The 13,675-nt window shown below is 35.3% G+C and carries 13 protein-coding genes and 1 pseudogene; 4 read left to right on the forward strand and 10 right to left on the reverse strand.

The genetic code is table 11. The features are described from left to right. Positions 1–14 precede the first annotated feature (14 nt). The 4 genes from AC4CUZ_RS19445 to AC4CUZ_RS19460 all read right to left on the reverse strand — a co-directional run bounded on the left by AC4CUZ_RS19445 (position 15) and on the right by AC4CUZ_RS19460 (position 2,292). Positions 15–149 carry a hypothetical protein gene (locus AC4CUZ_RS19445; protein WP_266095202.1) on the reverse strand — a complete coding sequence of 45 codons (135 nt, stop codon included), beginning with the start codon at positions 147–149 and terminating at the stop codon, positions 15–17. 231 nt (positions 150–380) lie between these two features. Then, complete coding sequence (locus AC4CUZ_RS19450; RefSeq protein ID WP_490748125.1) at positions 381–632, reverse strand: hypothetical protein; 252 nt, start codon at positions 630–632, stop codon at positions 381–383. A 223-nt stretch (positions 633–855) separates the two neighbouring features. Next, positions 856–1,155 carry an antitoxin HicB gene (locus tag AC4CUZ_RS19455; protein WP_490748126.1) on the reverse strand — a complete coding sequence of 100 codons (300 nt, stop codon included), beginning with the start codon at positions 1,153–1,155 and terminating at the stop codon, positions 856–858. A 48-nt stretch (positions 1,156–1,203) separates the two neighbouring features. Continuing rightward, positions 1,204–2,292: a hypothetical protein gene (locus AC4CUZ_RS19460; RefSeq protein ID WP_490748127.1), complete on the reverse strand. Its 1,089-nt coding sequence runs from the start codon at positions 2,290–2,292 to the stop codon at positions 1,204–1,206. 2,757 nt (positions 2,293–5,049) lie between these two features. Here AC4CUZ_RS19460 and AC4CUZ_RS19465 point away from each other — a divergent pair. Next, entirely contained in the window at positions 5,050–5,628 is a 579-nt protein-coding gene (locus tag AC4CUZ_RS19465; RefSeq protein WP_490748128.1) for a plasmid replication DNA-binding protein, read from the forward strand. Positions 5,629–5,630: 2 nt separating this feature from the next. Here AC4CUZ_RS19465 and AC4CUZ_RS19470 read toward each other — a convergent pair. Both AC4CUZ_RS19470 and AC4CUZ_RS19475 read right to left on the reverse strand, forming a co-directional pair. Continuing rightward, positions 5,631–5,884 (reverse strand): annotated as a pseudogene (locus AC4CUZ_RS19470) (hypothetical protein). 297 nt (positions 5,885–6,181) lie between these two features. Continuing rightward, a complete protein-coding gene (locus AC4CUZ_RS19475) occupies positions 6,182–6,526 on the reverse strand; it encodes a DUF6864 domain-containing function (RefSeq protein WP_336172120.1) in 345 nt (114 codons plus the stop codon). Between the two features lie 103 nt (positions 6,527–6,629). Here AC4CUZ_RS19475 and AC4CUZ_RS19480 point away from each other — a divergent pair, with 103 nt between their 5' ends. Next, on the forward strand, positions 6,630–7,244 hold the full coding sequence (locus tag AC4CUZ_RS19480; RefSeq protein WP_336172121.1) for a hypothetical protein: 615 nt from the start codon (positions 6,630–6,632) through the stop codon (positions 7,242–7,244). A 513-nt stretch (positions 7,245–7,757) separates the two neighbouring features. On the opposite strand, the gene nadS is transcribed toward AC4CUZ_RS19480, so the two are convergent. Further along, positions 7,758–8,030, reverse strand: a complete 273-nt coding sequence (gene nadS, locus AC4CUZ_RS19485; protein WP_004896911.1) for a NadS family protein — start codon at positions 8,028–8,030, stop codon at positions 7,758–7,760. Next, positions 8,023–8,343: a type II toxin-antitoxin system RelE/ParE family toxin gene (locus tag AC4CUZ_RS19490; RefSeq protein ID WP_000897309.1), complete on the reverse strand. Its 321-nt coding sequence runs from the start codon at positions 8,341–8,343 to the stop codon at positions 8,023–8,025. Before AC4CUZ_RS19490 ends, nadS begins: the two co-directional genes overlap by 8 nt. A gap of 295 nt (positions 8,344–8,638) precedes the next feature. Here AC4CUZ_RS19490 and AC4CUZ_RS19495 point away from each other — a divergent pair, with 295 nt between their 5' ends. Further along, positions 8,639–9,781, forward strand: coding sequence for a hypothetical protein (locus AC4CUZ_RS19495; protein ID WP_490748130.1), 1,143 nt, complete (start codon positions 8,639–8,641; stop codon positions 9,779–9,781). 75 nt (positions 9,782–9,856) lie between these two features. On the opposite strand, the gene AC4CUZ_RS19500 is transcribed toward AC4CUZ_RS19495, so the two are convergent. After that, a complete protein-coding gene (locus AC4CUZ_RS19500) occupies positions 9,857–10,645 on the reverse strand; it encodes an MspI family type II restriction endonuclease (RefSeq protein ID WP_490748131.1) in 789 nt (262 codons plus the stop codon). 110 nt (positions 10,646–10,755) lie between these two features. On the opposite strand from AC4CUZ_RS19500, the gene AC4CUZ_RS19505 reads away from it, so the two are divergent. Continuing rightward, positions 10,756–12,012, forward strand: a complete 1,257-nt coding sequence (locus AC4CUZ_RS19505) for a DNA cytosine methyltransferase (RefSeq protein ID WP_168731074.1) — start codon at positions 10,756–10,758, stop codon at positions 12,010–12,012. A 61-nt stretch (positions 12,013–12,073) separates the two neighbouring features. On the opposite strand, the gene AC4CUZ_RS19510 is transcribed toward AC4CUZ_RS19505, so the two are convergent. Continuing rightward, a complete protein-coding gene (locus AC4CUZ_RS19510; RefSeq protein WP_068550827.1) occupies positions 12,074–12,265 on the reverse strand; it encodes a hypothetical protein in 192 nt (63 codons plus the stop codon). Between the last annotated feature and the right edge of the window lie 1,410 nt (positions 12,266–13,675).

Raw genomic sequence — 13,675 nt, forward strand, 5'->3', positions numbered from 1 at the left:
AAAAAGTTAAAGACTTAAGCATTCATTTGAATGACAAATCTAAACTTAACATCTCCTGCTCTTAAACGTTGTAAAGCATCATTAACACCTACTAACGGTACAGTTTCTATTTCAGGACGAATATTTGCTAATAGACTAAAATCGAGCATTTTTTCTGAATCGTGAGGTGTTCCTGTTAAAGAGCCTTGAATTTTACTTATACAGTAATAACAAATAGACTTGCGAATACTAAGTTATATAGAACCTGCTAGCAAATTAGGGGTGGTTATAAAGCGAACTTATAGAAAACATTTAACATAAAATCTCTTATACGCAATTAAAAAAGGAGATCCACAACTTAATCTCCTTTTTTCTCATTTGTAGGTACATAGGCCTAGTTCTTACAAACTCTCAAGCAACTGTTTTATCTTTAGAACTCTTTCTTTAGCCTGTAGTTCAAGAAATCTGATTTTTTCATTATGCGTGAAACTATTCTCTTCAAAAAAAAGTAGTGTTTCAGCATCTGCCGAATTCATTAAGGCAACTTCTATAAGTTTAGCTTCCTCTTCCAGATTTTCTAATTCTTCAACTTCTTCCCAATCGTTTGCTTCATCATCTTCATTCTCTAATTCTTCGTGGGTGAAATTCAGCATGACTATCTCCTTAAAAGCCACAAAATACCATTCTTTAAAATTAATGTAAATTATTGATTTTAAATAGTTAATATTAAAATAATGTTCTCATTATATCCGCTGAAATATTGTTAAAATCTTTTTATTTTTATAAATAGAATCATTAGAGAAATGTTTAATTTTTCGAATAAAAGGAAGATATTAAAACTGCAAAATTCAAACTTAAATATAAAAAGTTATTGGCTCATTTTAGGGAGTTATTTTTTCCATTTGAAGCCATATCTAGGACAACTTCAGAAACCAACTTTTCAATGCCCAAACGTGCTTTCTCTGAGTCAGAATCGAGCCAACTTAATAAAGGAAATTCATTACAAAGCCCGATATATTGGCCATCCTCGACAGACCATTCGACTCGATAAGAATAGTATCCCTGCTTGCTCAATTTAAATAAAGGAGCCAGCAATTTTGAAGCCTGTTTGGCATCTGTACATAGCTCATCTATTTTTTGTCGAGTCAGAAAATAACTATCCGGATATTTTGGCATTTTTTATCTCATTGCAGGTTCAATGAAATTGAATCATAGCACCACGGATCAATGCAAAACATCTAAAAACAGTTCATCCGACTTATCCTGAATATCTTGGTTATGCTGATTTCTCCGGGCAATCTCACGCTCAATATAATCATCAATATCGTGATTTGAATCTGATGATTGAATCACTGCAAGCGGTATCTCAATTCCATGTTCATCCCAAGCCTTGCGCCGATCAATGTATTCATCAAGATTGGTAGCGTAGGTTTCCAGTCGTGGTAGATAGGTCAAATGTGGCGGATTGATGTCAATTTGTTGCCATGATTTTTTCAGTCTTCGCTTTAAAAACCGTTGGCCAAAATGCAAAAGCTGTCCTGTTTGTTGGCGGTTTGCCTTAAATACTGCCCACCGCTCAAGCATTGAGAAATAAGCCTTTAGCTCTGCTCTATTGCGCTCTGCTGCATTATTCCGTTTTTGGCTAATCAGTTTATTAACAATGTCCACCAGTCTTTTTTTCATAACCTCGAAAGAGGCTTTAGAGTAACGCCATGACCAAGCGTATGACCGAATTCGGTCCTTAAATTCCTTATCGTCTTTTTGAGCAAGCTGCTTATAGCTCTTATGATCAGTCCTCACTAGCTCGAAAACCATGTGCTGTGTGGCTTTGAAGCAAATTGGATCATTCAAGATAAACTGTAAATTCTCATTGTCACTAAAGTACTTTTGAATCGCTGCAATTTCAGCATCAATAGTTGGCTTAATCCAATTAAAATCTTTAAATCTTTCTTGTAATTTACTGATTTTATCTCGATCTTTTATCTTGGTAATTTTAGAAACGGTCACACCATTTTGTAAATTAAAATCACGACTATTTGGGGTCGTAAACAATAAATGTAAATTCCATAAATTCGGGTTAAAAACCTCACGCTGCAAGATCAAAGTACAAATCGGCAGGCCTTTTTCAAGTCGATAAGTCCGTTGTCTTGGAGTTTGATTGAGGTCATATCTGGCCGTTAATTTCTCAAGTAAATCATCAATACTTTTTTGACTGCTATCAAAACTAAAATGGGTATAAAAATATGCCCCATTTGCTACGTGGTCAGCTAACCGTTGAAGTGTATATTTTCCATTTGGACTAAAGACAATCATTTTAAATTTTGTAATCTAGGGTTTTTAGTCAAAATAACCCATTTTTTGTGCAAAATAAACATTGTAATGTAGTAAAAGAAAAATAAGACTTTTAAAGCTTTTCGGGCGTAGCCCTGCCATACGAAGTATGGCATTAGAATTGGTTTCTCCGGAATATTTGTAATAGAGTAAATAGTAGTTCCTGCAAAATCAGATAGACGGTACTTATTTTATGTTTTATGCTCATTTCATCATTGAATGAAGTGCGCCTGACCAGTGCATTAAAACCGACCTTTTAAACCGTGTTTTAGTGTGCCTTTGGCACACTAAAACTTTGATTTTTAAACTGCTCATACTCGCTGACCTAACCAGTCGGAGAGTACCTGACGAAGCGGACTGCTGGAGAAATTTAGCTCGGTACGCTTTGATGGGAGCTGGTGAGATGAAATACTCACCTTCGATCCAATCCAATATCTATTCTTGGCTTAGGCTAGGAGTTGGGCGACAAGGAAACGGAATCACGGTGACGTGGCGCATGGGTAGTGATAGCCATGCTAGGTATTTTGATACTGAAATCCTGTTTTGAAGAAATGGTTAGGTGCATTCAGGATGAAAGCCCCGTTAATAGCCACCGTTCCAGATTGATGCACGAGTTATGTTGGTCTGGTTCGTGACACACACGATGGATTTTGAGCCAACTGAGAAGTTGGAGGGTTACAAGTCGAAAGATGGCGTAACTGGCACTCGATGAAAGTCGAGGTCAATTGATAGCTCAAACGTGTAAATGCGAGAGTGCGACTCGCTATGTGTATTGCGTGTGCTTTACCCTCAGTAATGACGATCTGATTTTGTAAGCGATTTTTTGGGACTGCGAATCGTGAAGAATGGAAAAAATCAGATGGTCTAGAGGATAGGCGTTCTGCAAATTAAGGCTTCAATAACTAACTTGGGAAGCACAGCACCGTATGCTGCATGAATTGGTTAAATGCAGATGTTAAATGGTGAAGTGTGGGAGCGATCTTGAGTAGCGCATATAAAGTGACTTTTGTCGTGGAAATTGTATTCCTTGCTTGCGAGGGTAAAAACCATAGCTACCGTGCCAGAAATGGTCTGTTAAGGGAATCGTGGTTTTGCGAAAAAGTGATGTTGGGATGCGTAGAGGTACGCATTGAGTAAGTGCTTATGTCATGGTAACAGTGGCATGAGTCAAGAAAAATCAAAAGGTTAAAGGGGAGTTTGGTCACTCTCTGCTGCGCAAGTTGGTCGCTTGAGCTAAACTAAATTTAATGACATACAGATTTTCAACTGTTTGAATTGTTTGAAAATTTAAGAAATGTGGAACTTAATTCGTTGTAGAAACTACTTCGACCATCGGGAGATGGCAAGGAAGTCTATGCTGGGTCAGATGTGTGCAAAGCTAATCGGATGACCTGTTTTAAGCAAAGCTTTTTTAAGTTGGATTACAATTTTTGAAAATATTTATTTGTTAGAAAACAATTAGTTGTAATAACTTAAAATTCGATGGTTTACCATTTTTTTTGATAAAAAAGGCGTTCATGGTTCAAATTTGGCATGTTGAACTGCGTTAAATTGCGTGAACTCTACGTTAGTGAGATATGCACCCATCCCCCGATCTATGCCAAAGATCAAAGGGGTATGGGATGTCTACTAGAAAATTGAGAATGACAAAAACTTTTAATTTAAAAAACTTTTTCTAACTAATTGTAAAAATTATTAGTAAAGCTAAAGAAATAACTTTTAATCACAATAAATATCTCTATTTCTCTCTCATTTGCGATTTAAGCTATTTAATCTTAAGAATGTATCTTTGATTAGAAAAAGAGTTAAATGAGCTATAACCCCCTATTTCTTGCGTTTAAATAGCACTATCAAATAGATCAAAGATAAATAAGAACATTCTACTAACTACTAAGTGCTCTCACTCACTCAAGTCCCCACATCCCTCGCTTTGCTCGGGCTGATGGTGAACGTTGAGTGAGTTTCGGCAATACTCACCCTAAGGGCGCGATTTTGAGAAAAATCACAATCCCTTAAGTATTGCCGAATAACCTGATTGGGCTGACGGAGCCACGCATCGGTCGTATCCGCACATAGCTTTGCTGACTATGCAGACAAGGACTAAAGGCTTTGCACCTCTCTCCACGCGCTCCTTGTCGCTACACGGCTGTATCTCTGCGAGGGTTTCCCCAACATACAACTTAACAGTCCGATGTAACTACTCCCAACGCTCCGCTTATGTGAAGTTCCCCTGTAGCGGTTTAGCCTTTCGACTATAGCTACAGTACGCCAGTGACACTTATTCCTACCACACGTACTGCATGCCGACCATAAAATGGACACGCAGAAGCGGGCAAAGCTCGATCTAAGATACTTGTTTGATGAAAAAAAACACTTAACTAACGAAGACTTTTCAATTTGGGCTTGATATTACTGCACATAACAGTGAAAATAGAGTTCAGGTACAAAAGCCTTTGGGTGAAATCATAACGGTCGCCAAACCTTATGATCTTCGTTACTTGATGTTTGTCCATCAAATAACTGCGTACCGACGAATATAGAGCCCTGCTTGATGTAAGTCAAGTGGGGCTTATTCGTTTTTTTACTATAAGAAAATATTAAATATTATATATTTACCAGAGTATTTCATATCTGCGGTATATGGTGTAACTCTAAAATAAAGGTCAGTTTTGACATAAAATATATGCTCATGCTTATATTATTTGCCTTCAAAGATAATAAATAGGACTTGAAAACTAAATGGCTAAACTCTCACTGAGCGAAGTATCCAAACAGTTTAATGTCGATAGATCAACTATCTACAGAGCTGTACGCAATGGACGCTTATCACGTTCCAGTGATGGCCAATTTGATATTGCCGAAGTGATTCGATGCTTTGGTGAACCAGAACAAGTATCTAAACCGACTGAACCACAGAGACAAAGTAGTGATACCGCAACACAAAAACTCATCGCTCATTTAGAAAATGAAGTCAGAAAATACCAAGAACGTGAAGAACGTTTGATGCAACAAATTGACCGTATGCAAACCCTTATTGAGTTAAAAAGTGTGGCACCTGCCACAGCAGTGCAACACCCTGACGCTACAGCATGCGACAGCCAAACACCACAGCATGCAACAACAGATCAAGATATTGAAAATAAAGAAAATTTAAATAAGGATGTGGCAGCAAGTGTGGCAATGCCACAACAAGATGCCACAGTACGCGACAGCCAAACGCCACAGCGTGCCACGTTGCAAAATATGGCAGCACCACAACCTAAAAAACGGGGTTTATTTGGGCGTGTATTAAATGCCGTATTCAACGATGATGAATAACGTCAATCTTCTACCTGACGCTTTTTAATTTTAAAAGTTCCTCGATTAACCACTCGGTGAGCTGATTACGACCATATAAGTGTTTAACCACAGTTGGTTCACCATTCGGTGCTTTGCTCACTAAGACATCATTTTCAACATAAAGAACGGGGCCATTTTGTTTTGCTTCGATAAAGCATTCTTGAAGTACACGCGCTGCGACATTAGCAATCTCACGTTCTTTGTCACTTTCATCAATTAGATATTGATTTGACATATTTACCTCTATTAGCAAAACACTGGATTAAATTATTTAGTATCAGAGGACCACAAAACAAGAAGAAATAGGGTAAAAATTGGCAATAATATCCTGCACCACCGTTCATGTGGATTGTTTAACTGAGATGAACAAACCCGTGGAACATTGCTCACTTATTGAGCGTGGAACGTGATAAATCATAAAAAAAGCCCGAACAGGGATGTTCGGGCTATAAACTAGAAACTACAGCATTGATTTCTATAAATAATTATAACGCATTTCGTATAACGTGCATTATGTTAATTTTAGGAATTTTTAACAATCCGTAAGAATACTATACGTTAACTGCCTGGCATCAGTTCCAAATGGCTGCACAATAAATGTTATGTATAAGGCTCCCTCAGTAGAGTTTTTTACTTTATATGGTTCAAAATGTCCTGTACCCAAACCATTTTGAGCATTAATAACAAAAAAATTAATCTCTACATGCTCTACATTTTGTACTTTGAAAGAATCTAATGGCTCAATATCACTATATCTAAAATGGAAGTTTACTTTTACTCCATCAATATTTATCTCAATTAATTTTGATTGAGTATGAATAATTCCAGAGTTTAATAGTTTGAGCCCATTTACATTGGTCGTTATATTTACAGTCATGTCTTACTTTCCTTATATTTAACAGAAGGTATATAAGGTATTCTTATTAAATTCAATGAAATAATTATTTTTTCAGTGTCTTATGAATAGTTAGAGAAAAACGATGAATATTAATGGTATTGGGGTTACATCACCAACGGAAACTAAAAGCATAGAAATGCAAGGTATGGTACGAATTGGTGGCGATGTAATTGGGGCATTTGATGATGAAATAATTACTGCATTAACTAATACGCAAGATCTAATTGGAGCAGTACTTCGTATTCACTTCTGTTTAGAGGAGTTTTTAAATATTTGGTGCAATAAAATTACAAATAATTCTGATTTTTTTGACTTCGGGTTCATTGGATTTGACAAAAAAATTAAAATTGCAAAAAAATTAGGACTCTCCGAAGATTTAGCAGTAATTTTTAAGTTATTTAATAACATAAGAAATAGATATGCTCATGATACTTCAGCAAAAATTACTATAGATCAACTTAATGACATTAGATTAAGAATTGATCTTTTACCAAACTTCGGAACAACACCAATACCTAAATGTGATGATCCAAAATTTGAGACTTTAGTTGGAAATAAAAACTTATCTTGGGGTGGAACAGATATAACCACTAAAGATCGAATGGTTTTTCTATATTTTGTTTTCTCAATGAAAATTTTAGGTAGTTATGCAAGGGAATTTCAGAAAAAAAATATATCTTTCACCTATGTTCGCTAAGTTAAAATTTAGATTATTTTGATAAATAATTTACTGCCATTTAACATAATGGGCGTTATACGAAATGCAATTGCAATAATACTTAAATATCAGTAAGTTAAGATAAAAGAAAAAGTTAAAAGATCAGTAGAATCCCGGCTTGGAAACAAGTCGGCTTTTTTATGAGCAGTTTTGATAGTTCTTGCCAATAATTTTGTTTAAAAAGTAGTCGATTTTTCGGTTTTTCTAATATTCTCAACGTCCCAGGATCTAAAATTATCCCCATTTCCTGCGGATAAACCTGGGACAGTTTTTAGCCTATCTTGTACGCATATGCTCACAACAATTCCGGCCCTTTGCGTCTATACGCAATAATAGAATTTTCATATGATTAAGTGGTCAGGAACAGGAAGTTCCATATAATTAAAAATAAGCACCAGGATGGCGCTATATAAGACACGCAAGAGCACAGAGACCTAATGTTCCAATAAAAAACCCTGGCAGGATGCCGGGGTTTTTTATTATCTAAACTTCTTAAATGAGAGTCGGATGAGCATCTAGGATACGGATTAAAGTCGCTGCAGGACCAGTCGGATAGCGACGGCCTTGTTCCCAGTTTTGTAGGGTTCTGGCACTGATATGCAAACGTGCAGCAAATTCAGCTTGGGTTAAGCCTGTTTTCTCACGTACTTCCTTAATATCCGGCAATTCAAGCTCAGTCACTCGGCTTGCTTTCATTTCATTGCGTTTGATGGCGCCAGCTTCTTTGATTGAAGCAACCAGGTCATCAAATAAGTTGTTATCCATGAAATTGCTCCTTCACTAATTGACGCAGGATCGAGGTTTCTTTGTCTGTCAGATTATCTTTCACAGACTTTGGATAAGCTACCAGGAAAAAGATCTGATCATCTTCTGTAACCCAATAATAGATCACACGGATACCGCCACTTTTACCTTTATTACCTTGAGCACAGCGTACTTTACGGATTCCACCGCCATTCTTGATTAAGTCACCTTTATCAGGCTGTACCAAGAGATCTTGCTGGAGCTGACGATACTCTTCATCACTTACAAGCTCTTTTATTTGCTTGGTAAAAATACTGGTTTCAATGAATAGCATAGGTTTAAGTACGTCAATGGCGTATAAGAATTTTAGCAGTTTTAGAATAAAAAAACGAGAGCCCTAGGCTCTCGTTTCGCATAATCTGCATTATGTTAATTTTAGAAATATTTAAAATTACATCCGCAGTAAGTTTTAATGATGCTCTTTATTCATGATAGCGTCGTGATATGTCGCTTTAGTATGTTTTTCTTCTATCTTATTGAAAAATAATTGTTAAAATTAGAATAATAGTTTTTAACTTTCGTAAAAGTCTCTTGTTAAATATTGGATACAATAGAAGGAATAATAAGATATGCGATTACTGCCTAATACATCTCTCGTTGCAATAATTAGTAAAGAAGAGCCTTCCGTAGATAAAATTAATGACATGTTACTACCATTTTCTGATGTTTTTTATAATGACAGGATTGGTGACGTAGATGAGGCAGTTAAAATTTATAGGGACATGACTGATGATCGAAAAAACTATGAAGTTGCTGTTGACGATATAGTATTTTCACCTGATGGTACATATTTTTTGGGTGTTGGTTATAGTCCCGATGATCAATTTCTCTTTGATAAGAAATTGATTGCTTGGGAAAAAAGTAAAGAATATCCATATGATGATATTTTAGTTCCTATAAAGGAAGGCTATACGGTTGCTAGAAGTCTTTGTAAGGATGCTATGACATTTGAACAATACCTTGAATGTTACCGTGGTTTAGGTCATTTTCCTGGACAATACTTTGATGAAGAAAAGCAAGCAATTTATAGTTGGCACAACCCTAATGCCAGATGGATACATTATGATTTGGATTTAGAGATCGCTGAAAAATATCTTCTAACTACAACAGGTAAGCGCCTGCATAGTTGCAAAATTTCAGAACTTAATTTTGACGCGGAAAGAAAGAACCTCATAACAAATGCTATGAATGATTATTATAGCTATATTAGCTGTCTAGGTGGTTTAGAAAATAAAGGAGAAACGTTTCAAGACATCATCAATAGATTTCCTACACTAAATTTTCAAGAAAGATTAAAAATTTATAAAAATCAGCCTGTAATTCATGCTTTCATTAATGCCTTACGTAATGAAACTATAGACCTAATAAGAGATAATTTTAAAGCAGATGGCTTTTTAAATCTTAGTTTAGAGGAATATCTTGCAAAGCGCCCTTTAACTCCATTCTTTGTTGAGAATGTACTAATTGTTGATGAGAACAGTGAGTATAACGGTTGGCATTGTACTTCACCTGAATATATGAATAAATCTGTTCACGATTATCATGCTCATTATGATGATTGGGCTGATAATTACTTCACCGATAGCCAATACGAAAAAGAATGGTTATCAAAATTTCAACAATTAATTAATCAACATTCGAAAGAATATTGGATTTCAATAGTTGAAATTACAACTAGATCCGATGCACGGGATCAGGACTCTTTCATTTAGCTTACATTTCACATAATGATGATTATGCGAAATCAATCAAAAAAGCCTAGAGAGAAGTTTCTAGGCTTTAGAAGATCATCCTTTAAACTGCATTTTTTTCGCTTTACTTCCACTTGCATAAGTCCAATTTAAACCAGTACCAAATCCAGGTTTCCTAGCTTTTGATCCTTCTGCAATCCGATCACTTACATAATCGTCAATATTTTTGATTGTTACATCCACATACTCACGGTCAATCACTTGAAATCGAATTAATAAGTCTGGATGTAAAATATTTCCTTCGCTTTTTTCAGCACGTAATGTAACGCACCAACGAATAAATCGCTCTCGGTATGGCTCCAATAGTTCTGTTAAGTGTTGTTTTTGAACAGGAGTGAATAACTTAGCACTTTGGTCATTTTGATGTTTTCGAATTAGCTCTTTTAACTCACCATCAGGAATACCGACACCTGTACATATTGTTTCCACATCATATTCAGCAATAGATACTTTTTTCTTACTAGAATGTTTAATATTTAAAGGAACAAGCCTTGATGACCGATTATTAAAAGTAAACCTGATCGTAGCATCAGTTTTGGGACTACCGCCAGCAACGGTACGACCTAAATCAGTATCACTACTACTCACATCAATAATATTATCTAAATCAAGATTTAATGCTTTTAATAACTTACTAGATATATCTTTTTCTTGAGGAAAAGCATTAGTGTTGTATTTCTTTAAAGACTCAATATCTTTAAAAATATCCAAAATATACTTTTCATATAGCTTACCAAGTCGATCTGAAGTTACCCCATGTTGGGTATGAGGTAACTGATCTATCCCAAAATCATCATATAGCTTACTTAATAGTTCTGTACGCATTCTTTATCTCTATCAATGCCTTAGATATTTTTCGTACAAGTAGGATAAAGAAAGATTGACTTATAATGTTTATTACGGATAATTAGGAAAATTATAGATTTTGACCGTAAATGAAACCTGAAATATTGAAATTGATTCGTAGTAAATTGGATCTAACTCAAAAGCAAGCATCTGAAATTATTGAAGTTAGTGATAAAACATGGCAACAGTGGGAATCAGGTAAAACAGAAATGCATCCTGCTTATTACTCTTTTCTCCAAGAAAAACTTAAAGATAAGATTAACTTTGAGGAACTGAGCGCTCAAAAAACACTCCAAAAGAAGATATTCGATAAATACAATCAGAATCAAATTACTAAAAATGCGGAAGAATTAGCTGAAATTACTCATATTGAAGAAAGAAAAGATGCTTATAGCAGTGATTTCAAATTTATTGATTTATTTTCTGGTATCGGTGGAATAAGGCAATCATTCGAAGTGAATGGCGGAAAATGCGTCTTTTCATCTGAAATAGATCCCTTTGCAAAATTTACATATTATACAAATTTTGGTGTAGTCCCTTTTGGAGATATTACAAAAGTTGAGGCTACAACTATTCCGCAGCATGACATTTTATGTGCAGGCTTTCCGTGTCAGCCATTTAGCCATATTGGTAAAAGAGAAGGCTTTGAACATCCAACTCAAGGAACAATGTTCCATGAAATTGTTCGTATCATTGAAACAAAAAAAACCCCAGTTTTATTTCTAGAAAATGTTCCTGGTCTCATTAATCATGATGACGGAAATACATTAAAAGTCATCATTGAAACACTAGAAGATATGGGCTACAAAGTTCATCATACGGTACTAGACGCTAGTCATTTTGGTATCCCACAAAAACGTAAGCGTTTTTACTTAGTAGCTTTCCTAAATCAAAATATTCACTTTGAGTTTCCTAAACCTCCAATGATTTCTAAAGATATCGGTGAAGTTTTAGAAAGCGATGTAACTGGATATAGCATTTCAGAGCATTTACAAAAAAGTTATCTCTTTAAAAAAGATGATGGTAAACCTTCTTTAATTGACAAAAATACGACTGGGGCAGTTAAAACATTAGTTTCTACCTATCACAAAATTCAACGATTAACAGGTACTTTTGTTAAGGATGGAGAAACAGGTATCCGTCTTTTAACAACGAATGAATGCAAAGCTATTATGGGTTTTCCAAAAGATTTTGTTATTCCTGTATCAAGAACTCAGATGTACCGTCAAATGGGTAACTCTGTCGTAGTTCCGGTGGTTACAAAAATTGCAGAACAGATTAGTTTGGCACTAAAAACTGTTAACCAACAATCCCCGCAAGAAAACTTTGAATTAGAACTCGTTTAAAAAAAATATAGCCCCTAATTGAGGGGCTATTTAACATAAAATCTCTTATACGCAGCCCAGGTTAATCCTGGGCTTTTTGTTCAATCTGACCATTGGCTTCAAACATGCCAGGATTGGTGATCCGGATGCTTTCCTGACAATTTCCACAAAGCATTAACCCTGCAAATTTTTGAACATTTTCCTTTAATTCACAGAAATCACATGGCCGAGGAAAACTAAGGATACTTGCCGAGTTGACCAATTCAGTTGACATAACACTTCACCCTTTAGCTGTACACGCTTATTTGTAATAAATTTCAATATGTTATACCTGAATTAATGCATAAAGCGTGTACATTGCTTGTATACCCTATGTGTACAGCATATTTTCAATGATTTTAGAAACTTACTGTCATTTAATGTATACATAGGTGTACACATGCGAATCAATATAAATCAAATATTTAATCAATTCTTGCGTGTACACTTTCTGGAACTCATTTTTAAGTCAAAACAGTACAGTCATGTGCCAGTTTTTCTATCGTAACGACTGGTAAAGATGACAAAATCGTTATTCATTTACTATGAGAATATTTTGATACCACTTAATATATTGATAATTAACATTAAAATAGATAATTCTGGTATCATTCTAACAGTACAAGTGATACCAAAAAAACTATTTATTAAACAACAACTTAAAGTGTAAAAAGTGCCTTTTGTTGGTATCATCAGCGGTATCATTTAATTTATATATAAACCAATAACTTAACTACTTTTCTTTCTATTTTTTGGTATCAGATTCTTCATCATAATTAATCGTCTGTACGCCTTATAAATCATGGATTTTGAGCTTTTATCTTTAGATGCGTGGTGTGTGAACCAAAAATTGCCGGTATGTACCGGCTCCCAATCCATTTAATTGACTTAACTGACAGTAAAGATAGTGCTTGGCCAAAAGAGATCCTGACTATTGTATTTTTAAGAGAAAAATCTATAAGCGAAAACTCTAGCCTACAGGTCAAAAATAAAACCTAAGTTAAAACGCTCTCACATGCGATTTCAGCCACATTTTTACATAAGACATAGAATCGACTATTGAAATGAGTAATCAGGTCAAAAAACGCAAATGAGCGCCAAATAGAGACTATTTTTATTCTAATCGGGATGAATAGAGTGAGTGTCTACGAGCGAAGCACCAAAATTCGCACCTCGACTCTCTGAAAAACAGCTTTTTAGGCTGTGAAGCCTAAATAAGCGTAAATCACATGCAGAAAATTGGGCCTAGATCGAGCGTAGCGAGTAAAAAAGCTTTATGAGCGAAGCGAATTCCGAGTTTCTTTTGCTCTTGTTTTTGCTTTTTCTCAAAGTCACAACAGGATGATCTAAAAAATTGCCCCACGAATCGAGCGAAAGCGAGATTCAATAGAGTTTGAGCGTAGCGAAAACCAAGGGCAATTTTTTCAAACGTATTTTTAATTATTTTTATATCTTTTAAATCTTTTCATTGAGCTGTATCCCTTATGGAGCAAGCCTTTCAACGTTCAACTATGACGGATTGACTACTAACTATGACGGATTGACTACTAACTATGACGGATTGACTACTTAACTATGACGGATTGACTACCAAATATGACAAGTATATAGTTGTCATATATAAAAGAAAATCAATGGTTTTATT

This window comes from Acinetobacter sp. 789_lipA (assembly GCF_058242845.1).

Excerpts from the sequence above, each read along its gene's own strand:
- AC4CUZ_RS19445 (WP_266095202.1), bottom strand. The coding sequence starts at position 149 with ATGCTCGATTTTAGTCTATTAGCAAATATTCGTCCTGAAATAGAAACT.
- AC4CUZ_RS19450 (WP_490748125.1), bottom strand. The coding sequence starts at position 632 with ATGCTGAATTTCACCCACGAAGAATTAGAGAATGAAGATGATGAAGCA.
- AC4CUZ_RS19455 (WP_490748126.1), bottom strand. The coding sequence starts at position 1,155 with ATGCCAAAATATCCGGATAGTTATTTTCTGACTCGACAAAAAATAGAT.
- AC4CUZ_RS19460 (WP_490748127.1), bottom strand. The coding sequence starts at position 2,292 with ATGATTGTCTTTAGTCCAAATGGAAAATATACACTTCAACGGTTAGCT.
- AC4CUZ_RS19465 (WP_490748128.1), top strand. The coding sequence starts at position 5,050 with ATGGCTAAACTCTCACTGAGCGAAGTATCCAAACAGTTTAATGTCGAT.
- AC4CUZ_RS19475 (WP_336172120.1), bottom strand. The coding sequence starts at position 6,526 with ATGACTGTAAATATAACGACCAATGTAAATGGGCTCAAACTATTAAAC.
- AC4CUZ_RS19480 (WP_336172121.1), top strand. The coding sequence starts at position 6,630 with ATGAATATTAATGGTATTGGGGTTACATCACCAACGGAAACTAAAAGC.
- nadS (WP_004896911.1), bottom strand. The coding sequence starts at position 8,030 with ATGGATAACAACTTATTTGATGACCTGGTTGCTTCAATCAAAGAAGCT.
- AC4CUZ_RS19490 (WP_000897309.1), bottom strand. The coding sequence starts at position 8,343 with ATGCTATTCATTGAAACCAGTATTTTTACCAAGCAAATAAAAGAGCTT.
- AC4CUZ_RS19495 (WP_490748130.1), top strand. The coding sequence starts at position 8,639 with ATGCGATTACTGCCTAATACATCTCTCGTTGCAATAATTAGTAAAGAA.
- AC4CUZ_RS19500 (WP_490748131.1), bottom strand. The coding sequence starts at position 10,645 with ATGCGTACAGAACTATTAAGTAAGCTATATGATGATTTTGGGATAGAT.
- AC4CUZ_RS19505 (WP_168731074.1), top strand. The coding sequence starts at position 10,756 with ATGAAACCTGAAATATTGAAATTGATTCGTAGTAAATTGGATCTAACT.
- AC4CUZ_RS19510 (WP_068550827.1), bottom strand. The coding sequence starts at position 12,265 with ATGTCAACTGAATTGGTCAACTCGGCAAGTATCCTTAGTTTTCCTCGG.